Source organism: Betaproteobacteria bacterium (assembly GCA_009377585.1).
Taxonomy (GTDB): domain Bacteria; phylum Pseudomonadota; class Gammaproteobacteria; order Burkholderiales; family WYBJ01; genus WYBJ01.
Genome location: WHTS01000089.1, coordinates 1 through 25,964 on the forward strand (window position 1 = coordinate 1; position 25,964 = coordinate 25,964).

At 65.1% G+C, this 25,964-nt stretch carries 26 protein-coding genes and 1 pseudogene; 14 read left to right on the plus strand and 13 right to left on the minus strand.

Translation table 11 applies throughout. The features are described from left to right. Positions 1-53: 53 nt before the first annotated feature. On the minus strand, positions 54-314 hold the full coding sequence (locus GEV05_22215; GenBank protein MPZ46047.1) for a hypothetical protein: 261 nt from the start codon (positions 312-314) through the stop codon (positions 54-56). Positions 315-344: 30 nt separating this feature from the next. Beyond that, positions 345-593, minus strand: a complete 249-nt coding sequence (locus GEV05_22220; GenBank protein MPZ46048.1) for a hypothetical protein — start codon at positions 591-593, stop codon at positions 345-347. A 380-nt stretch (positions 594-973) separates the two neighbouring features. On the opposite strand from GEV05_22220, the gene GEV05_22225 reads away from it, so the two are divergent. After that, positions 974-1,348 carry a hypothetical protein gene (locus tag GEV05_22225; GenBank protein MPZ46049.1) on the plus strand — a complete coding sequence of 125 codons (375 nt, stop codon included), beginning with the start codon at positions 974-976 and terminating at the stop codon, positions 1,346-1,348. 24 nt (positions 1,349-1,372) lie between these two features. Further along, positions 1,373-1,606 (plus strand): annotated as a pseudogene (locus GEV05_22230) (ABC transporter permease). A gap of 85 nt (positions 1,607-1,691) precedes the next feature. Here GEV05_22230 and GEV05_22235 read toward each other — a convergent pair. Further along, complete coding sequence (locus GEV05_22235; GenBank protein ID MPZ46050.1) at positions 1,692-2,678, minus strand: tripartite tricarboxylate transporter substrate binding protein; 987 nt, start codon at positions 2,676-2,678, stop codon at positions 1,692-1,694. 382 nt (positions 2,679-3,060) lie between these two features. Here GEV05_22235 and GEV05_22240 point away from each other — a divergent pair, with 382 nt between their 5' ends. From GEV05_22240 to GEV05_22275, 8 genes are read left to right on the plus strand one after another with little or no spacing between them, the layout of a single operon-like run. Beyond that, on the plus strand, positions 3,061-3,873 hold the full coding sequence (locus GEV05_22240; GenBank protein MPZ46051.1) for an alpha/beta fold hydrolase: 813 nt from the start codon (positions 3,061-3,063) through the stop codon (positions 3,871-3,873). After that, a complete protein-coding gene (locus tag GEV05_22245) occupies positions 3,870-4,688 on the plus strand; it encodes an alpha/beta fold hydrolase (GenBank protein ID MPZ46052.1) in 819 nt (272 codons plus the stop codon). The genes GEV05_22240 and GEV05_22245 overlap by 4 nt, the downstream gene beginning before the upstream one ends. Beyond that, the gene (locus GEV05_22250) at positions 4,685-5,467 is read left to right on the plus strand and encodes an SDR family oxidoreductase (GenBank protein MPZ46053.1); all 783 of its coding nucleotides are present in this window, start codon (positions 4,685-4,687) and stop codon (positions 5,465-5,467) included. Before GEV05_22245 ends, GEV05_22250 begins: the two co-directional genes overlap by 4 nt. 8 nt (positions 5,468-5,475) lie before the next feature. Continuing rightward, positions 5,476-6,363: an alpha/beta fold hydrolase gene (locus GEV05_22255; GenBank protein ID MPZ46054.1), complete on the plus strand. Its 888-nt coding sequence runs from the start codon at positions 5,476-5,478 to the stop codon at positions 6,361-6,363. After that, the gene (locus GEV05_22260) at positions 6,335-6,880 is read left to right on the plus strand and encodes a hypothetical protein (GenBank protein MPZ46055.1); all 546 of its coding nucleotides are present in this window, start codon (positions 6,335-6,337) and stop codon (positions 6,878-6,880) included. The genes GEV05_22255 and GEV05_22260 overlap by 29 nt, the downstream gene beginning before the upstream one ends. Positions 6,881-6,883: 3 nt before the next feature. Further along, positions 6,884-7,843, plus strand: a complete 960-nt coding sequence (locus tag GEV05_22265; GenBank protein ID MPZ46056.1) for a tripartite tricarboxylate transporter substrate binding protein — start codon at positions 6,884-6,886, stop codon at positions 7,841-7,843. Continuing rightward, the gene (locus GEV05_22270) at positions 7,843-8,796 is read left to right on the plus strand and encodes a tripartite tricarboxylate transporter substrate binding protein (GenBank protein ID MPZ46057.1); all 954 of its coding nucleotides are present in this window, start codon (positions 7,843-7,845) and stop codon (positions 8,794-8,796) included. Before GEV05_22265 ends, GEV05_22270 begins: the two co-directional genes overlap by 1 nt. After that, a complete protein-coding gene (locus GEV05_22275) occupies positions 8,730-9,833 on the plus strand; it encodes a 2-dehydropantoate 2-reductase (protein MPZ46058.1) in 1,104 nt (367 codons plus the stop codon). Before GEV05_22270 ends, GEV05_22275 begins: the two co-directional genes overlap by 67 nt. Positions 9,834-10,099: 266 nt before the next feature. Here GEV05_22275 and GEV05_22280 read toward each other — a convergent pair whose 3' ends face one another. The 3 genes from GEV05_22280 to GEV05_22290 form a co-directional block, all read right to left on the minus strand. Then, positions 10,100-10,951, minus strand: a complete 852-nt coding sequence (locus tag GEV05_22280) for a polysaccharide deacetylase family protein (protein ID MPZ46059.1) — start codon at positions 10,949-10,951, stop codon at positions 10,100-10,102. Positions 10,952-11,013: 62 nt separating this feature from the next. Next, positions 11,014-11,964 (minus strand): alpha/beta fold hydrolase, encoded by a 951-nt coding sequence (locus GEV05_22285; GenBank protein ID MPZ46060.1) that lies wholly within the window; start codon positions 11,962-11,964, stop codon positions 11,014-11,016. Continuing rightward, entirely contained in the window at positions 11,843-12,670 is an 828-nt protein-coding gene (locus GEV05_22290) for an alpha/beta fold hydrolase (protein ID MPZ46061.1), read from the minus strand. The genes GEV05_22285 and GEV05_22290 overlap by 122 nt, the downstream gene beginning before the upstream one ends. Positions 12,671-12,765: 95 nt before the next feature. Here GEV05_22290 and GEV05_22295 point away from each other — a divergent pair, with 95 nt between their 5' ends. Both GEV05_22295 and GEV05_22300 read left to right on the plus strand, forming a co-directional pair. Further along, complete coding sequence (locus GEV05_22295) at positions 12,766-13,350, plus strand: hypothetical protein (GenBank protein ID MPZ46062.1); 585 nt, start codon at positions 12,766-12,768, stop codon at positions 13,348-13,350. Positions 13,351-13,493: 143 nt separating this feature from the next. Beyond that, a complete protein-coding gene (locus GEV05_22300; GenBank protein MPZ46063.1) occupies positions 13,494-14,318 on the plus strand; it encodes a DNRLRE domain-containing protein in 825 nt (274 codons plus the stop codon). Between the two features lie 116 nt (positions 14,319-14,434). On the opposite strand, the gene GEV05_22305 is transcribed toward GEV05_22300, so the two are convergent. Together GEV05_22305 and GEV05_22310 are read right to left on the minus strand one after the other, a co-directional pair. After that, positions 14,435-15,928 carry a PEP-CTERM sorting domain-containing protein gene (locus tag GEV05_22305; GenBank protein MPZ46064.1) on the minus strand — a complete coding sequence of 498 codons (1,494 nt, stop codon included), beginning with the start codon at positions 15,926-15,928 and terminating at the stop codon, positions 14,435-14,437. A gap of 41 nt (positions 15,929-15,969) precedes the next feature. Then, positions 15,970-17,178 carry a PEP-CTERM sorting domain-containing protein gene (locus tag GEV05_22310; GenBank protein ID MPZ46065.1) on the minus strand — a complete coding sequence of 403 codons (1,209 nt, stop codon included), beginning with the start codon at positions 17,176-17,178 and terminating at the stop codon, positions 15,970-15,972. Between the two features lie 519 nt (positions 17,179-17,697). On the opposite strand from GEV05_22310, the gene GEV05_22315 reads away from it, so the two are divergent. Then, positions 17,698-18,915, plus strand: coding sequence for a glycosyltransferase (locus GEV05_22315; GenBank protein ID MPZ46066.1), 1,218 nt, complete (start codon positions 17,698-17,700; stop codon positions 18,913-18,915). A gap of 68 nt (positions 18,916-18,983) precedes the next feature. Here GEV05_22315 and GEV05_22320 read toward each other — a convergent pair whose 3' ends face one another. The 4 genes from GEV05_22320 to GEV05_22335 form a co-directional block, all read right to left on the minus strand. Further along, positions 18,984-19,640, minus strand: coding sequence for a PEP-CTERM sorting domain-containing protein (locus GEV05_22320; GenBank protein MPZ46067.1), 657 nt, complete (start codon positions 19,638-19,640; stop codon positions 18,984-18,986). 23 nt (positions 19,641-19,663) lie between these two features. After that, positions 19,664-21,724, minus strand: coding sequence for a DUF839 domain-containing protein (locus GEV05_22325; GenBank protein MPZ46068.1), 2,061 nt, complete (start codon positions 21,722-21,724; stop codon positions 19,664-19,666). A gap of 286 nt (positions 21,725-22,010) precedes the next feature. Then, a complete protein-coding gene (locus GEV05_22330) occupies positions 22,011-23,477 on the minus strand; it encodes a DUF839 domain-containing protein (GenBank protein MPZ46069.1) in 1,467 nt (488 codons plus the stop codon). An 81-nt stretch (positions 23,478-23,558) separates the two neighbouring features. Next, positions 23,559-24,125, minus strand: a complete 567-nt coding sequence (locus GEV05_22335) for a PEP-CTERM sorting domain-containing protein (GenBank protein ID MPZ46070.1) — start codon at positions 24,123-24,125, stop codon at positions 23,559-23,561. A gap of 305 nt (positions 24,126-24,430) precedes the next feature. Between GEV05_22335 and GEV05_22340 the strand changes: the two genes are divergently transcribed. Next, positions 24,431-25,303 (plus strand): thioredoxin fold domain-containing protein, encoded by an 873-nt coding sequence (locus tag GEV05_22340; protein MPZ46071.1) that lies wholly within the window; start codon positions 24,431-24,433, stop codon positions 25,301-25,303. A gap of 307 nt (positions 25,304-25,610) precedes the next feature. Here the strand turns inward: GEV05_22340 and GEV05_22345 are convergent. After that, positions 25,611-25,964 (minus strand): CHAD domain-containing protein (locus tag GEV05_22345; protein MPZ46072.1); only part of this gene is annotated, 354 nt, incomplete at its 5' end.

The window sequence follows — 25,964 nt, forward strand, 5'->3', positions numbered from 1 at the left end:
GCGCCGCGCACTCGATTCGTGCTGGAGAAACTTGTGGATTTCGGACGGACTTTCTACATCGAAAACGGCTCTCCGTTTATCCGGATCGAGCCGGTCAGGGGAACGGGACGCACCACCATTTGCTCCGCAAAGCAGCCTTTCTTTGCAAGTCGAACGACATGCCGGACCTTCTCCGGTTCGTCCTCGGACTGAACCTCGAGATGCGTCTCGACTTCTTTGCATCCACTATCGACTGTGCCCTTGATGACGGAGCCTGTCAGATACCAGTGAATCAGCACCCGCACCCTTGCTTTCGTGATTCGGGTCTTGGTCATGGTCGCGTACCGCGACACCTGGGTGAGCAGTCAGGAGCCAAGGCCGGCAGCTACGTAAATGAGTGGCTGCGGATAGTTGTCGTCTCCCTTCAGATGCGCGGGTTCATCGACGTGGATCTCGAATTTGCGATGCCGTGCCACCTTATGCATGTTCTCGAGTGACTCGACCGCGGTTTCCATAACGAACTCGTAAGGCCGCGACGGCAATTCGGGGACGTCGATACTCGGACGCTCCCCGATAACGCGAACCCCCGGGCCTGGTTCGGACTGAATGCTCATGGTGCACTCCTTTGGTTGGCCGTCGTCATGGCAGTCTGCAGACCTCTCGACCACATGGGGCACCAGACCAAGTAGGGGGCGGCGGCTTTATTTACCGGCCGGTACTCTGGGTCGGTCTCGGGCCGGATCGATAAGAATCCCACCGACTACGGTATCTTGCCAGAACCAATGTTGGAGCGCCAAACTGGTATGCCTGCCTCGCAGCTTGTGCCGCGCTCGGCCTACGTCATGCAGGGGGACATTCGCTGGCGCTGGCAGCACCATATCCCGCCGGCCAAAGAGCTGCGATACTCGATCACCTTCCGCACGCTCCGATCTGATCCGAAGTCGAAGCCAACTCCCCGTTAGGTATGGCCACTAAACCACCCGATCCCGACCTCGTGCATTGGCTTGCCCTGCCCGGACGCAAGCAGGCGCTGGAGTTCACGGCGCAAGGTTGGGCGCTCGTGGAGGTTTGCGCTGTGCTCGCCGAGTATCCGCAGCCACAAGATTTGATCGTTCACATGCTCGGTCAACTCATCAGCGGCCTCGTCGAAACCGACACCAAGACATCCGGCGGAGAACTGCGAGTCGAATGGCGAATGCCCGAGGATGGTCTCACTGGCACGGCTGCGTTCGAGATTGATGCACTGAAAGCCGTAGCCGGTGTCTGCGACATGGATTTGGGCGAGCTCCAGACGGCTATTCAGTCGTCACTCGAACTGTCTCTGCTCAAGCTCTACAACGAGCACAACGACAAGCAGAGGCTGCATTAATACATCGCGGAGCGATGTGGAACCTTTCTCGGCCAGGCGATACTGATCGAAGCATCTCTGTCGTACCTCGGTGTCGGCGTTCAGGAGCCGCCTGCGGCGTGGGGCTTGATGTTGCAGGGCGGCGCTGAACAGTACGCCGAGAGCGCGGTCTGGATTGCGGTCTTCCCGGGACTCGCCATCACGCTTGCCGTGTTCGCTTTCAACCTTTTCGGCGATTCCGTGCGCGACACGCTGGACCCAAAGCTGCGTACTCGTTAGAGCACGGGATTTTCAAACCGCGCGTGCGCCGCTCTTACGAGCCACCGGGCGGTTCATGGCGGTGACGATCGCTTCGGGCCGAACCCTACCTTGCCGTAATCCCCGCGCGCTTGACAAGCTTGGCCCACTTGTCGACTTCTTCGCGAATGATCTTTTCGAACTCGCGCGGGCCGGCGCCGACGATGTCCACGCCCTGCGCGAGCAATCGCGACTTCATGGCCGGCTGAGCCATCGCTTTCACGATCGCCTCATGGACGGTCTGCGTGATCGAAGGCGGGGTTCCCGCGGGTCCCAGGAAACCGAACCACGTTCCCGTTTCGACCCCGGCATAGCCTGCCTCGGCCATCGTCGGCACGTCCGGCAAAACGGATGAGCGCTTGCGGTCGGCAACGGCCAGTGCGCGGATCTTCCCCGCCTTGATGTGCTGCTCGAAGGTGAGCGGGCCGGCGAACATCAGCGTCACCTGCCCCCCGAGCAGCGCGGTCACGCCGGGTCCGGAACCCTTGAACGGCACGTGGGTCAGCTCGATGTCGGCGACGAGACGGAAAAGCTCGCCCGAGAGATGCGGCGAGCTGCCGCTTCCCCCGGAGGCGTAGGTCACGTGCCCGGCCTTCGATTTCGCGTACGCCACGAGCTCCTTCACCGACTTCGCCGGCACAGCGGGGTGAACCGCGAGGATGTTCGCCTGCGATACGACGAGCGACATCGCGCTGAAGTCGCGTATCGTGTCGTACGGCAGCTTCTTTATGAGGCTCGGGTTCACGGTGTATGTGGTGGTGACGAGCAGCAGCGTGTAGCCGTCGGGCAGCGCGCGCGCCGCGAGCTCGGTGCCGATGACGCTGCTCGCACCGCCGCGGTTGTCTATGACGATCGGTTGTCCAAGCACCGCGCTCAACGGCGTCTGCATCGTGCGCGCGAGATTGTCGGCGCTGCCGCCGGGGGAGAACGGGACGATCAAGCGGATCGGCTTGGAAGGGTAAGCTTCCGCGCCCTGCGCCGCATGCACGTTTGCGCTTCCGACGAACGCCAGTGTCGCGAGCGCGAAGACGATTTTCGCATCTGTTTTCTTCATGACATGCTCTTATTGATGATTCGGAAAGTGGCTGACAGGCCGCTTTCCGCCGAACGTTCCCCTCTCCCTCTGGGAGAGGGGTTGGGGGGTGAGACCGGGAATTCGCGGACCATGGTCCGCGCCGGTCGAACGGCATCGGCCTGCATGCCGATGCGCGCCCTGCAAGGGAGGGATTGAGCTGACAATCATTTATCGGAAGCTCAATAGTTTGGCCGACGGCTAGGATAGCAGACAGCCTGGCGTCCACAATGTGCATGGCCATGCCGATGCACGAGCGCTCGGCGCTGCGTGTTGTCGCCGCGAGAGCGCACTGCCTATAATCGAAGGCCATGCGGCTGCCTCGATCACGCCCGACAACAACGGTTACTCTGCTCGGCACGAGATGACGACCACATCGTACTGGACCGCCAGCGACGGTACGCAGCTCCACTACCGTTACGACGACTTTACGGACCCGTGGCAGGAAGCACCCCTCGTGGTGCTGCTGCATCCCGGCCTCGGCAGTTCGCTGCGCCTGTTCGGGTGGGTGCCGCACCTTGCTCGTCATTACCGCGTCGTGCGACCGGACATCCGCGGACACGGCAAGTCCCGGCCCGGCCCGGACGATACGCTCACGCACGAGCGGCTTGCACTCGATCTGATCGAGCTCCTCGACCACTTCGGTGCGCGGCGTGCGCACGTCATGGGATCATCCGCGGGCGGCATGGTGGCCGGCCGCACGGCGCTGCGCCATCCGCAGCGCTTCGCCTCGCTCGCCCTGTACGCGGCAACCGCGGGCATACCGCCGAGCCGACCCGCGAAAGGCAACTGGCTCGAGCGCGTCGGCCGCGACGGCGTGCGCAAGTTTCTCGAAGAGACGGCACGCGACCGCATCGGGGATGCCAGCCCCGAGCACGTGCGCTGGTACATCGATTCCGCGGAAGGCGTGACGCCGCAGTTTCTCGCACGCTTCGTCCCGTTGATGGCAAGGGACGACTTCACCGAGCGGCTGCGCGAGCTCGACTTGCCAATCTTGCTCGCGGTGCCCGATCCGGATCCCATGGTGGAGCGAGCCGAATATGCGCGCATGCGCGAGTTCGTGCGCGATCTGACCTACATCGAATTTCAGGGTGCGAGCCACAGCATGACGGCCGAGATCCCCGATGCGTGCGCAATCGCCTATTCCGAGTTCCTCGCCGAGGTCGAAGCCCGATGAAGGAGAACTTCACCACGAGCGATGGCGTTCGCCTCGCCTATTACATCGACGATTACACCGATCCCTGGCGCAGTGCCCCAACGCTGCTCATGCTCCACTCGGCGATGAGCAGCGCGAAGCGCTTCTATTCGATGGTGCCAGGGCTCGCCCGCCACTGCCGCGTGATCCGCCTCGACAGCCGCGGTCACGGCGAATCCGAAGTGCCGCCGCCGCACGTGCCGCACAGCAGCGACCGGCTCAACCAGGACGTGCTGGAGCTCCTCGACCGGATCGGCATCGAAAGCGCCCATATCCTCGCCGGCTCCGCTGGCGGTTATACGGCGCAGCTTCTCGCCATCCAGCACCCGCGCCGCGTGAAGAGCCTGGTGCTGCTCAGCGCCACGCCCGGCTTCAAGGGCGATCAGGGCAAGCGCTGGCTGCGCGAATCCGCCCAGCGCGGCATGCGGCCCGTGTTCGCCGAGACCGTCGACGAGCGCATACCCGTCGCCGAAGTCGATCCGGGGTTGATCGAATGGGTGCTGGGAGAGATCTGCAAGAACGATCTGGCGTGGCTCGAGCGCTTCATCGGCCTGTGGACCGATACGTGGTTCATGGACGAGGTCTCGAAGATCCAGTGTCCTACCCTCATCGTCGAGCCGGGTGCGCATACGATCGGCACCGGCTCGGCGTTCGCGGAGATGGAGAAGCGCATCCCGACAGCGAAGCGTATCGTCTACCAGAACGGCAGGCACAACGTTTTCGACTACCTGCCGGACCGCTGCGTCGCCGACACGCTCGCGTTCCTGAAGGAACATTTTCCCGGAGAAATCCACTGAACCGTCTCGAAGGCAAAGTCGCCCTGATCACCGGTGCCGGTTCCGGCATTGCCAAGGCGGCCTCGCGCCTCTTCGCCGGAGAGGGCGCGCGCGTGGTGATCGCGGAGATCGATCGAGAAAAGGGCATGGCGACCGAGCGCATCGTCAATGAAGCCGGTGGCGAAGCGCTGTTCGTCCACACCGATGTCACCAACGAGGACAGCGCCAAGGGCGCTGTCGCCGCCGCGGTCGAGCGTTTCGGAAAGCTCGACGTGCTCTACAACTGTGCTGGCGGATCGACGGCCGAGGACGACCTCGTGACCGAAGTCGACCTGACCGAGTGGCAGCGCACGATGTCGCTCAACCTGCTCGGCCCGATCCTCATGTGCCGGCACGGCATTCCGCGGATCGTCGCAGCGGGCGGCGGCGCGGTGGTGAACATGTCATCGGGCGCCGCGCTGCGCGGTTCCAGCCCGGCGCATATCTACACCGCGGCCAAGGGCGGGATCGTCTCCCTCACGCGGGCGCTCGCGGGGACTTTCGTCAAGGACAACGTCCGGGTGAACGCGATCTGCGCCGGCCGCATCCTCACCGAGCGCATCACCAGCCGCTACGGCACGCCGGACCGGGCAGGCCCGGTCGTGGACCTGCAGGACGCGGCCGGGCGCTTGAAGGAATACCCGTTCTGGGTCGGCTCGCCCGAGGACATCGCGCGGATCGCGCTGTTCCTCGCCTCCGACGAGTCGCGCATGATCACGGGTGCAGCCATTCCCGCGGACGGCGGCCGCTCGGCCTATTGAGCGCACGAATGAACGCGCAAGCGCGCTGGGCGATGCAGACGTTCAAGGCTTCCGACGGGCTCGTCATTGCCTACGCGCTCGACGACTACACCGATCCCTGGAAGCCGGCGGACACGCTGATCCTCATTCACGCCGCGATGGGGAGCTCGAAGCGCTTCTATGCCTGGGTCCCGCATCTCGCGCGCGACGTGCGCGTGGTCAGAATCGACCTGCGCGGGCACGGTGAGAGCGGCAATCCCGCTGCAGGACAACTCAGCCCGCAACGGCTGGTGAAGGACGTGGTGGAGCTCGCCGATCACGTCGGCGCGACGCGCTTCCACGTCGCCGGCTCGTCGGCCGGCGCGATCGTCGCCGAGAAGGTCGCGATCGATCATCCCGAGCGCGTGCTCTCGCTCGCGGCGTTCGCGGGCACCGGCGGCATCAAGCACGCCCATCAGGATCAGTTGGACTGGGTGAAGCGCATCGGTGAGCAGGGCCTTGCCGGGTTCCTGCGCGACACCATCGCCGACCGCGTCGATCTCGAGACCGCAGCGCCGGGCTTCGTCGACTGGTTCATCGCGGAATCGGCCAAGACGCCTGTGTCGGTCATCGAGCAGTTCGTGCCAATGATGCGCGAGTTCGTCGTCATCGACGAGCTCCACCGCATCCGCTGCCCCGTGCTCGCGATCGCGCCGGGCGGCGATCCGATACACCCGGTGGCGAACTATCGCGCGCTGCCGGATCGCATCTCCGGCTGCGAGTTCGTCGTCTACGAAGGTTTGCCGCACAACATCACCGATGCAGTGCCCGACCGCTGCGCGCAGGATCTGAAGCGATTCCTGCTGAAGCAGCGCGCGGCCGGACCCCAACCGACAACCGAGGAGACGCATGCAACGCATCAAGCCGATGAACCCTGACGGGGACGAACAGCTCGCCGCAACCTACAAGCGCATCAGCGAAACGCGCGGTTACGTGTCGGCCATCCTGATGAGCCTGAGCCACGCGCCCGCGGGGCTCGAAGCGTTCGCGAAGTATGGCGAGTACGTGCGCTACGGCACCGAGCTGCCGGGGCGCGTGCGCGAGCTTTCCGTGCTCGCAATCGCGGTGGGTAACCAGTACGCCTGGAGCCACCACCATCCGCACGCCATCAAGGCCGGCGTGACCCAGCAGGAGATCGACAGCCTGGAGGCGGGTGGCGCGCTGGCCGACTCGATCAGCGCGCCGGAGAAAGCGGCGATCCGCTATGCGCGCGAGTTCGGACAGGGCGGCAAGGTCACCGACGAGACGTTCGCGGAGGCGAGACGCTGCTTCTCCGAGCGCCAGATCACCGATCTCACCCTTCTTTGCGGTTACTTCATGGCGCTCGGCGCGACGATCACCGCCTTCCGCGTCGAGCTCGAGCCGAGCTTCGCGCCGAAGGCAAAGAGGGCTTAAGCCATGCGACCTGCACTCATCGCGGCGGCCGCCCTCCTTTTTTGGGCATGCATCGGGTACGCGCAAACGTATCCGGCCAGGCAGATCCGGATCGTCGTGCCATTCGCCCCCGGCGGCGGCACCGACATCATGACACGCATCATGCTGCCGAAGCTCAGCGAGCTGCTGAAGCAGCAGCTGATCGTGGACAACCGCCCCGGCGCCGGCAGCCGGATCGGCACCGAGCTCGTCGCAAAAGCCCCCGCGGACGGCTACACCGTCCTCATCGTCGACACGGCATTCATGACGAACCCGAGCCTGTACTCGAAGCTGCCCTACAACTCCGAGCGCGATTTGACCCCGGTCTCGCTGTTGGCGACCGCGCCCGTGATCATGATCGTGCATCCGTCGGTCCCCGTGCGCGCGGTGAAGGAACTCGTAGCACTCGCGCGCGCGCAGCCCGGCGCACTCAACTTCGCCTCCGGCGGCCCCGGCAGCTCGACGCACCTCGGCGTGGAGCTTCTCAAGTACGTCGCGAAGATCGACCTCGTGCACATTCCCTACAAAGGCACGGGCCCCGCTGTCGCCGACGTGCTCGGAGGCCAGGTGACGATGATGTTCGCCGGCATCAGCTCGGTGCGTCAGCACGTCGAAAACGGCAGGCTGCGCGCGATCGCCGTGACTGGCGAGAGGCGCTCGCCTGCCATGCCGCAAGTGCCGACCTTCGGCGAAGCCGGCATGAAAGCCGTGGACGCGAGCTCGTACTGGGGCGCGCTCGCGCCGGCGCGCACGCCGCAGGACGTGGTCAACAAGCTGTCCACGACCATGGCGCAGGTGCTCAAGATGCCGGACGTGCGCGAGAAGCTCGCCGAGCTCGGTTTCGACCCGATCGGCGGAGGCCCGTCCGAGTATGCCGCGCTTATCGCAAGAGAGACCGACAAGTGGGCCAAGGTCATCAAGGCGGCGGGCGTGAAGCTCGACTGATGCGCTGCTTCTGGCTTGCGGCTGCGATCGGCGGAAGCTCCGCGTTCGCGCAGACGCCCGAATATCCGGTCAAGCCGGTGCGTTTCATTGCGGGCTTTCCGGCCGGCGGGCCGAGCGACATCGTCACGCGCGCCGTGGCCAAGCGCATGTCCGAGCTGCTGGGACAGCCGGTCGTCGTGGAGAACCGCTCCGGCGCTGGCGGCCATATCGCTGTCGAAGCCCTCGCCAAGTCGCCGCCGGACGGCTACACGATCCTGCTCGGCGGCAGCTTCCTCACCATCGGCCCGAGCCTCTACAAGAAGCTCGCCTACGATCCGGTGCGCGACATCGCGCCGATCGGTCTCATCGCGCACAATCAGTATCTGCTCGTCGTGCATCCGGCGGTGCCGGCCAGGAGTGCAAAGGAGCTTATCGCGCTCACGAAGTCCCGTCCCGGTCAGCTCAACTATGGCTCATCGGGCGTCGGCGCACCACCGCATCTCGCCACCGAGCTCATGCTGTCGATGGCGCACGTGGATGCGGTTCACGTGCCCTACAAGGGCGCGACGCCGGCGATTACCGACCTCGTCGGGGGCCACATCGATTTCTACGTGGGCGGCATCTCCGGCCTCATCCCGCAGGTCCGCAGCGGCCGGCTGCGCGGCCTCGCGGTCACCAGTCCGCGCAGGCACCCTTCGGTGCCGGAGCTGCCCACGGTGTCCGACACCGTACCACGATTCGAGTCCCGTTCCTGGATCGGCGTGCTGATGCCGGCCGGGACGCCGAAGGACATCGTCGCGCGCGTGAACAGTGCGATCGTGAGCATCGTCAACATGCCCGAAGTGCGGCAAGCGCTGATCGCGCGAGGCGCCGATCCGGAAACCAACACACCCGATGCGTTCGCGAAATTCATCCGCGACGAAGTCGCCCGGGCGGCGCGGGTGGTCAAAGCGGCCGGGATAAAACCGCAGTGACGGCGGCCAGGTGCGCAGTATGGGGCGCCGGCGCGATCGGCGGCGTGGTGGGCGCGAGCATGGCGCGTGCCGGTGAGGACGTATTGCTCGTCGACGTCGTTGCCGAGCACGTGAACGCGATGAACGACTCGGGGCTCGTCATCCGCATGGCAGGCGAGGACGAGCGCACGCGGGTGCGTGCCGCGCTGCCCACGGCTGTCCGGGGTACGTTCGATATCGTGTTCCTCGCAGTCAAATCACAGTACACGCAGGCCGCGCTCGACGCGATCGAGCCGCACCTGCACGCGCGCTCTGCCGTCGTCTCGCTGCAGAACGGCGTCAACGAACCGCACATCGCGCGGTGCATCGGGGCCGAGCGCACGATCGGCTGTCTCGTCGATTTCTCGTCCGACTACCAGGCGCCGGGCCTGATCGCGCGCGCGCGCGCGGGCAATCTTTTCGTGGGCGAGCTCGACGGCCGCGCGACGCCCCGGACCGAAGTGGTGCGCAGCCTACTCGCGCATTCGACCACCGCCTACACCTGCCAGAACATCATGGGCTTTGTCTGGGCGAAGATGTGCAAAGGCACGATCGACGCCACCACGGCGCTGGTCGACGAGAATGCGCTCGAGCTGCGCTTCAACCGCAAGTATCACCCCGTGCGCGCCCAGCTCGTGCGGGAGGCCGTGGAAGTGGCGGCGGCCGAAGGCGTTCAGGTCGCGGCTTTTGCGCACTTCGATCCCGCGCCGTTCCTCGACCGCTCTCCCGCCGGACGCGAGGCCGCGTTCCTCGTCCTCGACGAGATCGCGCGCGGACAGGCCGAGGGCAATAGCAAGATCCGCACCGGCTACTGGAGGGATATCGTGGTGCGCAAGCGCAAGACCGAGATCGAGTACATCACCGGGGAAATCGTGCGCTGCGGCGAGCGGCGCGGCGTGCCCACGCCGCTGAACCGACTGCAGTGGACGATGTTCGAGGAGATCGAGAGCGGCACGCGTCCCATGCAATGGGCGAATCTCGACCAGCTCGACGCGGCGCTCGCCGCGATTGCGCAGTGAACGCGTTGCCACCCGGCACGAGAGGAGGCCGGCACGAGAGGAGGCGAGGAGAGTTCTGGTTTTTCCTCCTGCCAAAGAGGCGAGGAAGGTTGTGATTTCCCCTCCTGCCAAGGAGGGGCGGGACGCGACGATGTCGCGGACGGGGTGGTCGATTCCTCGCAGAAACCACACCACCCCGGCGCTACGCGCCACCCCTCCTCTTGAGAGGAGGGGAAAATTCAGCGATACCGAAATCCGCGCAGCTTGCTCGCGCCGGCAGCGGGAGCTCAGGCATCGGGCGGCAGGGGATCGCGCCGCGCGTACTCCGTCGCCGCATCGGCCAGCGTCGTGAAGTTGGCGCCGGAATCGGCCAGGCGCTGGACAAGTTTCTCCAGCATCAGCATGCGATGGCCGCGACCGATGACGAAGGGATGAAAGGTGTAGGTGAGTACACCCCAGTCGGTGATCCGGCGCATGTACTCGAACTCGTTCAGCCAGTTGTCCAAGACCTGGTTCGCGTTCTGCAGTCCGGGGAGGATCGACTCGGGTGTGCGGACGAACTCGAAGTGCGGGTAGTCGTCGAGCGACCAGCTCACCGGCATCTCGATCAACCGGGTGCGCTCGCCGAACACGGCCGGGGCTTCGAGCGTGATCACGTCGTTGCGGCGCACTCGATACGGGCAGTAGTCGTCGCCCATCATCGAACTGTCGTACACGAAACCGTGCTGCAACAAGAGCTCCACCGAGTGCGAGCTCAAGTCCCACGAAGGAGAGCGATAGCCGCGTGCGTTGGCTCCGGTGAGCGACTTGATTTGCTCGTTGGCGCGCGCCAGCTCCGCCTCCTCCTCTTCCCGAGTCAATGTCGCGGGCGGACGATGAGTCCAGCCGTGGTGACCAATCTCGCAGCCAGCGTCGGCAATCATGCGCGACTCGTTCGGGTAGGTTGCGAGCGTGTGCCCAGGGATGAAGAACGTCGCCGGCACGTGCTGCTCGTCCAGCAACCGGAGGATGCGCGGCACTGCGACTGCCCCGAACTCGCCGCGCGAGATCGGTGTCGGGCTCGTCATCCCGCGGGCAATGAAACCCGACATCGCATCGAAGTCGAACGTCATGCAGACGAGATGGCGCGCCATGCTGATCTCCTTTGCCATAGGAAACGATCGACTCAGGACCTTTCCGAAGTGTCCATCGATGGCCAGCGTCAGGCCAGTTGCCGTTTCGCGAGCAGGAAACGAAGATAATCCCGAGCGCAGCGGTCCGGGACCGCGTCGGTGATGTTGTGCGGCAGCCCCTCGTAGACGACGAACTCGCACTCCGGGATACGTTCCTTCAGGACGCTGTAGTGCTCGAGCTTGTGGATCGGGTCCCCGCCCGGCGCGATTGCGAGCGTGGGGCAGCGAATGCGATGGAGCTCGTCGAGCACTTCGAAGCTTCGCATCATGGGTACGAAGCGGGCGAGCACCTCCACCGAGGTCTTGGCCGACTCGGCGATGAACCAGTCGACGAAACCCGGCGAGGCAGATGCGAGGTCCACCCGATCGGCAATCGTATCGCGCAGGAACTGCGCCAATCCCCGCTCGCCGATCCGCTGCACCCAGGAACTCTGATCTTGCAGCCCGTGTTTGATTCCGGCGGTTGCGGCAAAGGCGCCGAGCGTGAGCACGCGTTCCCGGTAATCGATGGCTACCTTCTCGGCCACCACCGCGCCTGCCGAGGAGCCGCCGACGTGAAAGCGCTGCGCACTCAGGTGATCCGCCAGCTCGGCCACGTCCTTCACCAACCGCTCCTGAGAAAGCTGGGCGGGCCCCGGCACTTCGGTGGCGCCGTGCCCGCGCATGTTGATGCGCACGACGCGAAACGCACCGGCGAGATGCGGCACCCAGGCGTAGAAGCGCTGCGAGCTGCCCATCGCCGCGTGCACGAGAATGACGGTCTCTGGCGTGCGCCACGGGTCGGTGTAGTCGTCGAGCGCGTAGGCGATTTTCAAGCCGTCCGAGGCGCGAAAACTCTGCATCGTCATCGTGATGCTCTTACCGCGCTTGCCGATGCGCGCGCAGGAACCGCAGCAGGTCGGTCGCGCACCGCTCCGGCACCGAATCCGTGATGTTGTGGGGCAATCCCTCGTAGACGACGAATTCGCAGTGCGGCACATGCTGCTTGTAGACCTCGTACTGGCCTGGGGCGCCGAGCGGGTCGTGGCCGGGCACGACGTTCAGCATCGGACACTTGATCTCGTGCAGCCGATCGGTGAAATCGACCGCCTTCATCATCGGCCCGAAGCGCGCGAACAGTTCCGGATCGGTGCGCGCAGATTCGTCGATGAACCAGGCGAGGAAGCCCTTGTCGGCGACGTTGGGGAATCGCTCCTCGATCGTCTCCTGCAGGAAGCCGCGCATGCCCTTGGCGCGGATATGGCTCACCCACTTGTTCATGTCGATGAGCGAATTCTTCAGCCCCGGCGTGGAGGCGAAGTTGGTGAGCGTCAGAATGCGATCCGGGTAGTCGAGCGTGGTTCGCATCGCGACGATCGCGCCGGCCGAGGAGCCCGCGATATGGAATTTCTTCAACCCCAGGTGATCCGCGAGCTCGATGACATCCTGCGTCAGTCGCTCCAGAGAAAGCTGCTCGGGACCCGGGATTGGGGTCTCGCCATGCCCGCGCATGTCGGGACGTACGACATAAAAATCGCGCGACAGGATCGGCACCCACTTGTAGAGTCGCCGCGAGCTGCCCATGGCGGCATGGATCAGGATCAGCGCCTCCCGAGGCTTCCAGGGATCGCTGAAATCATCCACCACGTGGGCCAGCTTCAGACTGTCGCTGGCAGTCATGTAGTGCGTTTCAGAGCTCAATGCCATGCTCGATCTCTCCTTCGCTTCGCTTTTAGCAAGGCTATCCTCGCCGGATTATGTGGACCTGCGCGAAGGAGATCAAGACGTTGCCGACAATTGGAATGCGTACTTTGCTGGCCGGTACAGCCGCTGCGCTTGCCTGGACGACGGCTAATGCGCTGGAACCAGAACAGTATCCGTCCCGTATCAACTGCAACGGCTCAGACTGCGACTCCGTCGGCGTCAGTCACTTCAACCACCGGACGAGAAGAGCTCATGAAAACGGCATCGAGCCGTTCCGCATCACCGAACAGGTAAACTTCGCGGCCGCGCGCCTCGGCCAGGCTGCGCGCCGATCGCAGCATCAAGGTCAAGTCTTCGCACACGCCGATGCAAGAGCCGTCAACGGGCGCCAGCAGCTGCCACAAATCGCCAAATTTCCGAATGCGATACGCATTCATCCCATCCATTTCATCACCCTCCTTCGTCAACGAAGCCCCATAGCGGCTTCCGCAGATGGCGCAATCCGCTCGCCAGTCGGCGGTACAAACGGCGCGATCGGGGACTATTTCATGCGAACAGTGTTGCAGGGCTATTACGGCACCGCCGCTCTGGCACGGAACCAGGGCACAGCGCGGGCGGAGCTGGCACCGCGACAGTCCGCAGCGCTGCCACCCGCGCGGCCGGCTATCAAAGGCGCGCAGTAATCGCCCAGTACCCGGCATGAGATGAGTCCGCGACGCTAAGGCGACGCCGACCAGCATCATGGACCATGTCTCGGCTAGTTCCTTAGTACCGCAAATTTTCAGGCTGCTTGCCCCATCGGCGGTAACGTTCCCTCCCTATCTTGATGCTGCGGTTGTCCGGCCGGCAACCGCTTCGGCTATCGCGCCGGATTCGCGAACCAGAAAGGAAGGGACATATGCGCGCCTCCAAAGCAATCGTCATGGCGTTCGCCACGCTCGCCGGTTCGGCGTTCGGTGTGAGCAGCGCTGCGACCTTGACGTTTCAGCAAGGCCTGAACGGATACACGGGAACGTCGGACACCACCCTCAAGAGCTCGGCGCCAGCAGTCGTCGCCGACCCGGGCGATGCCAGCATAGATGCCTCCGACGACGGGTCACCGAACCACGTGCTGCTGCGGTTCGACGACGTGTTCGGCGCGTCCGACGGCCAGATTCGGCCATCGGACGCGATCGTGCACGCGCAGCTGCAGCTGTCGATCCAGAGCGAGGGCAGCGGTATCATGTTCCATGACATGCTGGTTCCATGGGATCAAGCCACCGCGACCTGGAATAGTTTCACCGGAGGGATTCAAACGGACGGGATCGAAGCAGCCGCTGCTGCATTCGCATCCATTGGCGCCAACACCGGCGATCCCAATATCCCGGAGGGGCTGTTCACTGTGGACGTGACCGCATCGTTGCAGGCGCTCCGCAGCGGCGCGCTGCCGGGATACGGTTGGGCACTGCTGCCCTTCATGCCGAACGGCACCAACGGCGTCGATTTCGTCTCCAGCGAGCTGCTGCCGGTCGAGTTGCGCCCGCTGCTGACGGTCGAAGTCGCTCCGGTTCCCGAGCCGGAGACCTATGCGTTGCTGCTGGCGGGTTTGACGCTGGTCGGCGCGGCGCACCGGCGCAGCAAGCGCAAGAATCCGGGCGTCGCGCTTTGCTGAGTCTCGCGTAGTTCACTGCCGCGTCTCCCCCTGTCCTGGTGCCGGTGGGGAAACGCGGCAGTGATTTGTTCAGGCGCTGGGCGAAACGATCCTCGCACCCAGCGCGTGGCGGAGGATCATGCGCTGCGGGGACCGCCCTCCTCGCGCCGGCGGCGCAGCGCGCAGCCCACGACGCCCAAGCCAACCAGCATCAGCACATATTCCGAAGGCTCCGGGATTGGCGCTGCCACATCCAGCCACACCGCTTTGTGATCCGAGCTGGGCAGACCGGCATACAAGCCGGGCTTGTTGAATTGTCCGACCAGATCGAACATCTCACCGGTGCCGTTGCTGTCCGCGGGATTGCCGTCGACCGGCCAGAACACACCCGCGCCTTCGATGTCCAGATTCGCCGACGGCAGCACGTAGTCCACTCGCAGGTTGCCCGGCGCCGCGTCGTTGAAGTCCGCGGTATCGGCTGCGGGATCCTGGATCTGCGCCAGGTTCCCGGCGTTGGCGCCGTTGTTGTTGGGATCGACGTTCGCCGCCACGCCGCCTGCCGATTCGGGCGTGACGCTCACATTGATCAGCGGGTCCTGCAGCAGTTGTCCGATCGCGTTCGGACCGGCTCCCGGGACGTTTGCCGCGACACATGCGCCCTTGAAGCTGTCGCCGTCGCACACGTCGGCGTTGTAGTCGCCCGCGATCACGAAGCGGTCGCCGGCATCGAGCCCGCCGGCATTGCCCGCGTCGTCGTAGATGTAGCTCGCCGCCGCGCCGCCGTTGATGTAGTCCTTCCAGAACCGGATCTCGTCGTGATTGCGCTTGCCATTGCGGTCCTCGGAGCCATCGAACACCGGCGGCGTCGGGTGCGCGGTGAGGAAGTGGACTTCCTGCCCGTTGATGCGCACGGTGACGTCGACGTGGTTCTTCGATGTCAGCCGCAGCGAATCGCGCGCTGCCGCCGAATAGTAGTTCGCCAGGTTGTTCGGGCCTCCGCTGGGATCGTTGGTGAGCAGGCTGCCGGGCATGTCCTTCCACTTGAAGGTCTGGAAGGTGCGCACGTTCACGATCTGGTGCTTGGAGTACACGGTCATGCCGAACTGGCCCCGAAAGCTACCGAAGCCGTAGGCGTCGTTGCCGCCGCCGATGCTGCCGCTGTTGTCGAGGTCGAGGCCCGACGGCAGCCCGGTATTGGTATTGGGTGTATAGCGGTGAGCGAATCGAATCGGGCTGGTGAATCCGCGCACCGTATGGCCTTGGGGCGCCGACAGGAAGTTGGACTGGAACAGTGCCGCCGCACGGCTCGAGTAGCCTTTCGGCATGGCGCTGCTGCTCGCCGTCGGCGTGCCGTTCAAGTCGAAATCGAACTCGTTGACGAGAAGCACATCGGGATTGACCCGCTGAATGATCTCGGCGACGTTTCTCGCTTGCTGGATGCGCCTGCCGATGGCGTCGGTGAAGTTGGCAGCGCCCGGGTTTGCCAGATCCGACAACAGGTCGCCAGAAAAGTCACGGTTGAGCGAGGCATTGAACGTCGCAAAGCGCACAGTCGAGCTCGCGGCCTGCGCATCGTGTCCCGCGAACAGGCTCGCAACTGCCGCGGCCACCCAGGTCGTCTTGTGCTTCATCGCCTCCCCCCTTGAATGACGGACGTCTCACGGAAATGCGCTCACCGGCGCCGCCGGCGGGCGGCGAGGACGAGCCCCAGGCCGACCAGCATGAGGGCGTAGGTTTCCGGTTCCGGTATCGCGCCAACCTGCGAGAGCGCGATGAACTGAGTGAATTGCGCCGGGCTGAAGTTGTTGTCCGACACCAGGATGATGCTGGGACTGCCGTCGAGCTCGGGGCCGAAGGTGATGCCTTCGATGTTGTCCAGCAGCAGCGGACTGCCGTCGTCGTTGCGCAGCGCGCCCAGGTCGAGCAGCAGCGATTTCGTCATCGGCGTGTAGCTCCCGCCCGCCAGCGAATCGAGCCCCGCGATATCGGTCGCACCGCGCGCGTCGGCGTAGTAGAGGCGGATCGAGTTGCCGACGCCGGTCGAGAACGCGCGCTCGACCGTGATGAACTGGCCTTCGCCGATCGCGAGCATCTCGACCAATCCGTTGGTCGCGAACGATCCCGAGGGCACCGGCGCCGCCGCAACTGCATCCACGACATACGAATATTCCGCAGTCCGGCTTCCGGATGCGAGATCGAACTCGATGACCCGCGACACCGAGCTTTGACCAAACGCGGCTGCCGGCCCATCCTGGACCAGCGCGTTCTCGGTTGCCGCGTACACGCGGGTGCGATCGGTGGAGAGCGTCAGGCTTTCGAACGAGAGGTTGTTGCGAATGCCGCTGTCGGCGGGTTGTGTACCTGCGATCGACCCCGCGGGATTGAACCGCGATGGCGTGGCGAGCTCCGCCTGGTGCGCGCCGTTCAGACCCATCCTGCGTACGAACGGGTTCTGCAGCCCGCTCGCGTCGCGCGCGCCCTCGCTCGTCCAGTACAGGCTCGTGCCGGCGAGTCGGATCGCCTCCGGATCGAGCTGAGCCGGCGCAAAGGCCGTTCCGCCCGGCGCCAGGATCGGCGTGACCGAATCGAACATCACGCCGGCGGAACCTGCGGCGTTGGAGCGCTGAAACTGGTTCAGATCCAGCCCGAGCCGGTAGAAGCGCGCGGGATTGAGCTGACTGCGATCGTCGCTGATTGCGAAGTAGCGGCTCGCAGCCGCGTCGAAGTCGATGCCCGACAGGCCGCCTACTGTCGTGCCGAACGCCATCGTGCCCGTCGGCACGATCTGCTGCCCGATGTAGGAGAAGGGGGCGGCGGCGTTGGCTGCACCGCCAAGCAGAAGAACGATACCCAATGCGCCGCGTAGCGCGCCTCGTTGCATGGTTGCCCTCCGTCGTCATCAATGCATCGCAAGCAGCGTACGTGGCGCGTATGACGACTGTACGCGCGCAAGCCGCTGCCTTTCTGGTACGACTGGAGCAGCTGCGTCGCCGCGCATGCCGGTGGGCGCGGGGCGTTCGTTCTCCGACGGCGATCAGTGCGCGCGCTGCGCGCTTGCGTCGCGTTCCGCTGCGCCGAGCCGCGTCCAATCGTCGCGGCAGCCTACATCGCACCAGCGCCGTCCGTGCTCCAGGGCTGTGCCACAGTTCAGGCACATCCCGGTGGCTGTAACCGTGGGCCCATGCCGCGCCACGGCTACGTACCCTCGGAGGGTGTGCTCGATTTCGGTTTGCGCAAGATCGATCTCGTCCATGCGGACTCCGTGCCGGTGGAGCAGGCATCCAGGTTAATGAGCGAACATGACGAACAAGCTGCAGCACGCTGTCCCGACCCATGTCCGTCATGGGGGTGTCATCGGGATTTCATCAGCCTGTTGCACTATGCAGTTACGCTCGGCGTCATGACTCGCAGCGCAAGTCGGCGCAATCCACGTCCCGGCCTTCGCATCGCCGTGGTCTCCGAAACGTATCCGCCGGAGATCAACGGCGTCGCCGCCACGATCGCCGTGATGGTCCAGGGACTCCTGGCACGAGGCCACGAGATCGAAGTCGTCCGCCCGCGCCAGCAGTCCGACTGCCGTCAGGCGCTGCGAGCGGCCTGCGCCGAAATCCTGGTCGCAGGCGCCCCGGTGCCGGGATACGCCACCCTGCGTTTCGGCTTGCCGGCGACCGCGCTCCTTTTCCAGCGCTGGCGCACGGTCCGGCCGGATATCGTCCATGTCGTGACCGAAGGACCGCTCGGCTGGTCCGCGGTGCGGGCCGCGCGCAAGCTCGCGTTACGCGTAGCGAGCGACTTCCATACCAACTTCGACGCTTACTGTGGTCACTACCGGCTCGGCTGGCTGCAGCGGCCGGTTCTGCGCTACCTGCGCGCCCTGCACAATGCGACCGCCGTGACGATGGTCCCTACCGAAGAGTTGCGCGCCAGCCTGTCACAGTGCGGATTCGAACGCGTTGCTGTCGTCTCGCGGGGCGTCGACACCCGGCTGTTCAAGCCGGCTTGTCGCAGCGAAGCGCTGCGCCGCAGCTGGGGCGCCAATCCCGACACGCCGGTCGTCATCCACGTGAGCCGTCTCGCGCCGGAAAAGAACCTCGCGCTGCTGTTTCGCACCTTCGAGCGCATGCGCACGCATTGTCCCCAGGCGCGCCTGGTGATCGTGGGCGACGGGCCAGAGCGGGTGCGCCTCGAACGGCAGCACCCGGAACATCACTACGCGGGCATGCAGCGCGGCGAGGCGCTCGCTGCGCACTACGCATCGGCCGATATCTTCCTCAACCCGAGTCTCACCGAAACGTTCGGCAACGTGACCATCGAGGCTATGGCGAGCGGATTGGCGGTCGTGGCCTACGACTACGCCGCCGCGCGCCAATGCATTCGGCATGGCGTCAATGGCATGGTCGCGCCGTTCGGCGACGAGGAACGCTTCACTCGTGCTGCGCTCGAGCTCATCGCGCACGGCGAGGGTATGGAATCCATCCGGCGGGCGGCACGCTCGAGCGCTGAACGCATCGACTGGGAACGTGTTCTGGACTCACTCGAGTGGACGCTTCGCAGCGTTGCCTACAGAGGTCATTTCCGCCCGAGCATGTCCTGGGTCGCTCCGGAGCTGCTGCGATGAGCACGCAAGTGCGATCCATTTTCGGCTTCGACGTGCATCTCGGCGCGCCTGCCAGGCCGAGCGCCTGGCTAACCGCGGCGCTTGCGGGCGGCGATCGTCCCGACTAGCCCGAGGCCAGCGAGCATCAGGGCATAAGTGCCGGGCTCGGGTACCGGCGTGGCAAAGGTGAAGTCGTCCATCACGAGGCCGGTGCCGCCGAATGCGATGGCTCGGATGTCCGCGTTCGGCCGTGTGATGCCGAAGAACGAGCCCTCGTTGAAGCCGCCCGGGGTTGCGATGTCGACCACATGCGCCTCGAGGATGGTCGTGTCCGCGCCGTAGGCGATGAGCAGAACGGGTCCGCCATCGAACGAGCTCAGCACTGCACCCGCCGCCTGGCTGACCTTGTCCGAGAACGTGTAGTGCAGCAAACCGAACCCGGTCGTATCCGGTGAGCCGGTTGCGGCGAACACCTTGCCTGCACCCCACAGCCCGTTGGAGCCGAGATCGGCAATGAAGGCGCCCAGCGTTGACGGCAGAGAGGCCGAGAACAAGACGTCCTGCGAGACCGAAGCGCCGACTCGCGTTGGCCCTATGCCGGTCAATCCATCGAAGTCGTCGAACGTAATCGTGAGCGACGAACCGATGTCGCCGAGGTCGCCGGTCAAGGCAGCGTGTGCAGGAGGGCAGAGTCCGAGCAGGCCGACAATGCCTGCACGGAAGAGGTTGCTCGTTTTCGCTTTCATCGAGGGGTTCCTTTGCATGGAAGTCAGGCTGCGCCGATCACGCCGCCGTCGTCGCGCGTGATGACGACGGTGGACGCGCGTGGTTTGATCACGGGACTTGTCGACAGGGTGGTCGGTCCGTTGTTGCCGTTGTCCGGCCAGGTGCTCTTCTGCGTGAAGCCGCCGCTCCAGTCCTCACCCGGATGCTGGATATTGACGAACATCGCCCGGCCGTCGGGCGTCGTCACGACACCGGTTACTTCGCAGTTCGGCGGACTTGTCAGGAAACGCCGAACCTCCCTGGTCGACGGATCCGCGCAGCTCATGGTGTTGCTGCCGATGTTGGCCCAGGGCCCCAGACCATCGCCGGTCTGATCCGTCTGAATCCACAGGCGGCCATCCTTGTCGAACCACAGGCCATCCGGCGCGCCCAGGTCGTCGCCCATGATGTTGCCCTTGTGATTCGGGTCCGGATCCAGGCGGTCTCCGCATTCGACGAAGATGTCCCATTCGAAGGTCGTGGCGGAGACGTTCCCGCCCGTCTCGCGCCAGCGCAGAATGTGACCGTAGTCGTTGATCGGCCGCGGATTGGCCGCATCCACGGCAGGCCTCGCGCTGGCGGCCGCCGTCGAGCCATCGGCGGCATTCGCGGACGCTGGATTGCTCCCGCGCCGATTGTTGTTGGTGAGCGTGATGTAGGCCTCGCGCGTCACCGGATGAACCGCGATCCATTCCGGCCGGTCCATCATGGTTGCGCCGACGCGATCGCCGGCCATGCGCGCCTTGATGACCACTTCGCCCTGATCGGCGAATCCATTGGCCGGCGTCAGCCCGTTCTGGTTCCAGACCAACGCAATCCAGCGGCCCGTCATGTCGCTGTTGAGCTTCGCGACGTACAGCGTGCCCGAATCGAGCAGGTTGCGGTTCGCTGCCCTGTTGGCGGGGTTGTACTTGTTGCTGCAGACGAACTTGTAGATGTACTCGTTGCGCTCGTCGTCGCCCAGGTAGACCGCAACCGAGTTGTCCGCGCCGACCACGACCCACGCGCCCTCGTGTTTGAAGCGGCCGAGCGCGGTGCGCTTCATGGGCATGCTGTTCGGATTCCAGGGGTCGATCTCGACCACCCATCCGAACCGGTTGGGTTCATTGGGGTTCTTGCGCACGTCCCAGCGCGGATCGGCCTCGTGCCAGCGATAGCCGAATCCCGCCGCCGAAACGCCATAACGGCGCTCGTTCGCATCCGCCGTGAACGCAAGAGTGGTGCCGAAGTTACCGTTCCAGTTCTCTTCGCAGGTGAGGTAGGTGCCCCACGGGGTATGGCCGTGCGCACAGTTGTTCACTGTGCCGAGCACCCGCGTGCCGTTGGCATCGCCGGCCGCATTGCCGTTCTCATCGGTGTGGCTGGTCTTCATCAATGGATGACCGGCCGCCGGACCGCTGATCATCATGGGCGTATTGGAGCTGATGCGTCGCGCGAGCGGAGACGGCCGCACCACGGTCCAAGCGCCCGCAACCTTCCGCACTTCCTTCACCGAGATGCCATGCGCGGCCTGCGATACGCGCACGCGAGCCAGGGTCTGTGGTGTCGTGCCCGGGCTCAGCTCATGATGCAGGATGCCTTCGTCGGTATATTCGTGGTTCGTGACCAGAAGCCCGCGCTCGTTGGAGACGCCGCCCGCTCCGGCTGCGGGAAACGGGAAGAAGTGGATCCCGTCGTGGTTCATCCCGTCCTGCTTGAGCTGATCGGCTTCGGCCTGCGCAACGTTCGGGTCGAGCTGCGGTGCTCCCGACAGGTGGCCGATCGGATCGCCCCACGAGCTGAGGATGCGCGGCGTGTATCCGGCCGGCACCTTTACGCCGTCGAACATGGCCGGCGCCAGGCTCGGCGGGATCGAGCCGAAGCCGATGCCGCCGGCCGGCGCGGGTGCTGCTCGCGCTACGCCGACGAAGGCGTCCAGCGAGAAGCCGCCGAATGCCGCGAGCATGCCCGCACCGAGGCTTCCCTTCATGAAGCGACGGCGGGACGGGTCTACGCGGTCGATGATTTCACGGATTGATTCGTTGCGCGACGGATTGATCGATGCGTCGTTGTCCGGATGTGGCATTGCAGGGGTCTCCCGAGTTTGGCAGGCGAGGATCGTTTCAGCCTGGAGTCGTTGTGTTCGACGCGACCGGCCGCGTACCGGCAAGCGCGCTACGCGATAATCCGAAGAATGCGCATGTGTCGAGAACGCAGGAATGCTATTCGCGGCTCGTGACGCAAATCGGACGCCGCGCTCGGCCACCATAGGCCGTTGGAACTACTTCTCCGGTGTGCCGATATCCGCAGCGCCGGCAAAGCCCCGCGCCCGGCGGGGCTCGCCTTCGAACGCAGGTCTTCCCTGCCCTCGGCTACAGCGCGCCGTTATCCCAGGGCCCGGTGATCGCGAAAGTGATCCCGGGCGTCTGGATGTTCACGAACAGCCATTCGTTGTGAAAGGTCGCGCCGGCGAACTCCCGGTTCTGGAAGCTGCCGTTGAAGCCCTTGAAGTTGGCCAGCACGACCTGGTTCTCGCAGAACGGGAAGATCGTCCCGCTCGGCGTGAGGCCGTGCAACCTCTGGACCGGGTTGTCGCCGTCCTCGCACAGGATGAGGCTGCCGCGCGGGCTCCAGGCCACGTTGTCCGGGTTGTCCAGCGTGCCGGCTCCGGGCGACTCGTAGACCATCGTCAGCGTTTCGGCCCTGGGATCGTACTTCCAGACCTGGCCGTTGCCGGTGATCCCGCCGCTGGTCGAGATGAACCAGACGACGCCGTTGCCGTACCAGCAGCCTTCCCCTCGCGCGAAACCCGCACCGCCGAGTGCGTCGCCCTGGGTGAACACGCCGTTGCCCGTGGTGCCGGTGGAATACACCTTCTCCGGTTCGGCGATCGGCACCCACTCCACGTCGTAGGTCGTGCCGTTCGGCACCAGGGCGGGCGATGCGCTGGCCGGATTGCCATAGAGCCGGGCCGACGAGACGCCCACGATCTTCAGCATCTCCAGTTGCCCGCCCTGGTTCAGGCGCGTCTTGACGTTCGGCACGAAGCGGTAGAAGCCGCTCGGCGTGTCGTCCTCGGTCAGGTACACGATGCCTGTGGCCGGATCGACGGCGACCGCCTCGTGAACGAAAGCGCCCATCCCGTTCAAAGGCACAGGTTGGGTCGGTCCGAAGGCCGGCACTTCGAAGCAGTAGCCATGCTGCTTCGTGTACAGCGGATTGGTCAGCGGTCCGCTCGTATTCTCCTCGCACGTGATCCAGGAGCCCCACGGCGTCGGTCCGCCCGCACAGTTGTTGATCGTTCCGGCAATCGAAGCGAACGAGCCCATCCACTGCCCGTTGCGCGGGTTGAAATAGAGCGAGGTGCATCCGCCGATACCGACAGGATCGTACGTGATCTTGGCCGCGCCGAAAGAGCCGTCAGTGCCGGTCCGCTCGTGATTGCGAACGAGCACGATCTTGTTCGCGTCCTGGCCGCACACGGCCATGCCGTCGTGCGAGCCCGGGGTCGGGACGCCGTCGGACATCACGTCGCCGGTCCAGCCGTACGAAAAGTACTTGAACCCTGCGGGCAGACCCAGCAGCGCGAGGCCCGTGGTGCCGTCCGCCACCGGAGCGAGCGGACCATAATCGGGGCTGTACGGCAACGACGCAGCCTGCACCTTGCCGCTGCCGAGAATGTCGAACGGCATGACGACGGTGGCCGCGGCGGCCGCGACGCCGCTCTTGAGGAACGTGCGGCGGCTGTAGGCGGTGGCGCTGTCGTCGCGCGCGGACTCGGGTTTCGACATCTCGCGCGAAACGTCGATCAGCTCATCCAGATCACGGTTACGGTTCATGGATATCTCCACTGATTTGGTATTGGGAAATTGGTATTGGAAAGTTGGTGAACGAGACGGGTGTACGGAGGCGTCCGCTCCCTATGCCGACATTCGTGACTTGCGCCGGCGCGAAGCCACAAGGCCGACGAGCCCCAGCCCCGCGAGCATCAGCGCATAGGTCTCGGGCTCCGGCACGCTGGCGGTGATCTGGTAGGAGAGCCCGCCGCCGAGCGTCGCATCGAACGTGTGATCGGCCACGGCGATCACGTAGGTCCCCGGGAGCGCGGCCATGAAGGAAACACGCGCGTCCCCTCCGAGACCCGAGCTCAGGTTGGCGGGCAGCTCGTCGTCGCCCATGCCGAACCAGGTGCTGGTCAAGGCATCCGAGGCCATGTCGAAGTAGTTGCCGACGTCGGACTCTTCGCCGAACCAGACTCCGATGACGGGATCGAGATTCGCATCGAGCCTGCGCACCGTGACGGTGACGGGTGCGCTGAAGGGCACGGGGTCGGACGCGAACGGAACCGTGAGCGTCCAGAAGTCCCACAGGTGCGGCGTACCGAATGGCCCGGAGTCCGGGCTCACCATGCCGGTGGCAGTGCCCCCGGCGCCGAGATGTCCCGCGTATACCGGCGCGGCGGATTGCGCCGGCAGCGAGACCGCCATCAGCGCAGCCACTGCGGCGCCGATGAGCGTGTTGCGTTGTGCTGCGGAATGCATGCACGACCTCCTGATTTGCGGTTTTGGTTGGGTGTTCGCTCGCATGCCAGCAGCACGGGCGAACGAGGTGACCATAGCCGTCGCGGATGAATGCCGTTCGCGTGCCGATGCGAGCGGACATAGTCCGAACGAACCGAATTCAGGATGCCGTCATGGCATCGATGGCGAGATGGACTGCGGGATTCGAGCGCGGCTTTCCTCTCGCAGCCGGCGCATAGTCCCGGACTACGCCGTGACGCACGGCGCCTGTCATGCGCGGCCTTTACGATGCGTCGCAGGCTGCCGACCTGCGACGCCTGTCGCGTCGGCGGCGCGATCGCGGACGGCAACTCGTTCGCGCCGATCCGATTCGACTCCGTGCAGGGCAAGGGACCATGGCTCGAAATGCCTTACTGCTGTTCGCGCTGGCTTTGGGGATCGCACCGCTGCCGGTGCTTGCCGCCGATCACGTCGAGTTGCGTGCCGCACTGGCCGCGCGAACGCCGGGTGCGCGCATCGACGAGATACGGGCATTGCCGCATGCCGGCCTGTACGAGGTCGTGGTCAACGGCTTGAATGTGTTCTACACCGATGCCCGCGGAGAGATCGCGCTTGTCGGCGAGCTGATCGAGCTATCGACGGGAAGGCATCTCACCAAGGAGCGCGTGGCGCAGTTGCGCACCGTCGATTTCTCCCGGCTTCCACTCGACAAGGCGATCGTCAAGGTGAAGGGGACCGGGGCGCGGCGAATGGCGGTGTTCTCGGATCCCGATTGCCCGTACTGCAAGCAGCTCGAGCGGGAGCTCACCGCGATCACCAACGTCACTATCTACACGTTCCTGCTGCCGCTGCCTGCGCTGCACCCGGATGCCGTGCGCAAGGCCGAGATGGTCTGGTGCGCAGCCGACCGCGCAGGCGCCTGGGATACGCTGATGCTCGCTGGAAGGGAACCCGCTGCGAGCTCGTGCGAGACGCCTATCCGGGACATCGCGCAAGCCGCGGAGGCACTCAACATCTCCGGAACGCCCGGCATCGTGTTCGGAAACGGGCGGCTCGTGCCCGGAGCGCTGACGCGCACGGAGATCGAACAGCACCTCAACGCCCCGGCGGCCCGAAGTCCGATCGGCGGCGCTCCCTTGCCATGAGCCCGAGGCGAGTCATGGGCCTAGGCACCGAGCGCTCGGCGTGATCGACGCGCCCGCACGGGCGCCATCGACTCCCGCCCGGGCTCCGGTTCATCCGGCATGCGATTCCTGCGCGTGCCGTCGCTACCTCTGCAGCAATGCTGTCATCTATTGCCACTACAGTCATGGCGTGAGTGCTCCCCATCGCACCCACGAGCGCCTTCCTCCTCCGGCGCTCTTTTCGAGCCCGTCGCTTGCGGGCTCTTTCTTTTTCCTGCGTGGCTCCTCGTGCAGCGGAATGCTGCGACGCCATCCTGCCACGGTCGAATCACATTGCGAGCGACGGACGCAGTTTGCGAGCGAAGTCCTGCGGACGCCTTGCATAGAAGCGGCGGCCGACCTTCAGTGCGCGGTCATCCAGCGCGTTGCGGCGCGCATCGAGGCGCAGGAGCAACGCCTCGCCATCCTTCTGCCTGCCCCGGATCATCGGACCGATGCGCGCCCGCAGCACGGCGAGGTCGTGCGCGCGTCCCAGGTCCTCCTCGATCGCCTCGGTTACCTTTATGGCGCGCGCCAGCCGAGGAGAGGATCTTGCCGCCTGAAAGGGCTCCAGCACGAGCTCCAGATACTTGACCTGCTTGCGCGCCTCGTGCAGCGATTCCTCCGACGGTCGCGACCGCGC

Bases quoted from the DNA above. Each gene is read 5' to 3' on its own strand.
- GEV05_22245 (MPZ46052.1), top strand. From the start codon at position 3,870: ATGAAGGAGAACTTCACCACGAGCGATGGCGTTCGCCTCGCCTATTAC.
- GEV05_22315 (MPZ46066.1), top strand. From the start codon at position 17,698: ATGACTCGCAGCGCAAGTCGGCGCAATCCACGTCCCGGCCTTCGCATC.
- GEV05_22265 (MPZ46056.1), top strand. From the start codon at position 6,884: ATGCGACCTGCACTCATCGCGGCGGCCGCCCTCCTTTTTTGGGCATGC.
- GEV05_22285 (MPZ46060.1), bottom strand. From the start codon at position 11,964: ATGTGCCGCACTGCGAATTCGTCGTCTACGAGGGATTGCCCCACAACA.
- GEV05_22310 (MPZ46065.1), bottom strand. From the start codon at position 17,178: ATGCAACGAGGCGCGCTACGCGGCGCATTGGGTATCGTTCTTCTGCTT.
- GEV05_22320 (MPZ46067.1), bottom strand. From the start codon at position 19,640: ATGAAAGCGAAAACGAGCAACCTCTTCCGTGCAGGCATTGTCGGCCTG.
- GEV05_22270 (MPZ46057.1), top strand. From the start codon at position 7,843: ATGCGCTGCTTCTGGCTTGCGGCTGCGATCGGCGGAAGCTCCGCGTTC.
- GEV05_22260 (MPZ46055.1), top strand. From the start codon at position 6,335: ATGCAACGCATCAAGCCGATGAACCCTGACGGGGACGAACAGCTCGCC.
- GEV05_22255 (MPZ46054.1), top strand. From the start codon at position 5,476: ATGAACGCGCAAGCGCGCTGGGCGATGCAGACGTTCAAGGCTTCCGAC.
- GEV05_22325 (MPZ46068.1), bottom strand. From the start codon at position 21,724: ATGCCACATCCGGACAACGACGCATCGATCAATCCGTCGCGCAACGAA.
- GEV05_22305 (MPZ46064.1), bottom strand. From the start codon at position 15,928: ATGAAGCACAAGACGACCTGGGTGGCCGCGGCAGTTGCGAGCCTGTTC.
- GEV05_22335 (MPZ46070.1), bottom strand. From the start codon at position 24,125: ATGGCGGTCTCGCTGCCGGCGCAATCCGCCGCGCCGGTATACGCGGGA.
- GEV05_22215 (MPZ46047.1), bottom strand. From the start codon at position 314: ATGACCAAGACCCGAATCACGAAAGCAAGGGTGCGGGTGCTGATTCAC.
- GEV05_22290 (MPZ46061.1), bottom strand. From the start codon at position 12,670: ATGGCATTGAGCTCTGAAACGCACTACATGACTGCCAGCGACAGTCTG.
- GEV05_22340 (MPZ46071.1), top strand. From the start codon at position 24,431: ATGCGCGGCCTTTACGATGCGTCGCAGGCTGCCGACCTGCGACGCCTG.
- GEV05_22330 (MPZ46069.1), bottom strand. From the start codon at position 23,477: ATGAACCGTAACCGTGATCTGGATGAGCTGATCGACGTTTCGCGCGAG.
- GEV05_22220 (MPZ46048.1), bottom strand. From the start codon at position 593: ATGAGCATTCAGTCCGAACCAGGCCCGGGGGTTCGCGTTATCGGGGAG.
- GEV05_22235 (MPZ46050.1), bottom strand. From the start codon at position 2,678: ATGAAGAAAACAGATGCGAAAATCGTCTTCGCGCTCGCGACACTGGCG.
- GEV05_22300 (MPZ46063.1), top strand. From the start codon at position 13,494: ATGCTGCGGTTGTCCGGCCGGCAACCGCTTCGGCTATCGCGCCGGATT.
- GEV05_22240 (MPZ46051.1), top strand. From the start codon at position 3,061: ATGACGACCACATCGTACTGGACCGCCAGCGACGGTACGCAGCTCCAC.
- GEV05_22295 (MPZ46062.1), top strand. From the start codon at position 12,766: ATGCGTACTTTGCTGGCCGGTACAGCCGCTGCGCTTGCCTGGACGACG.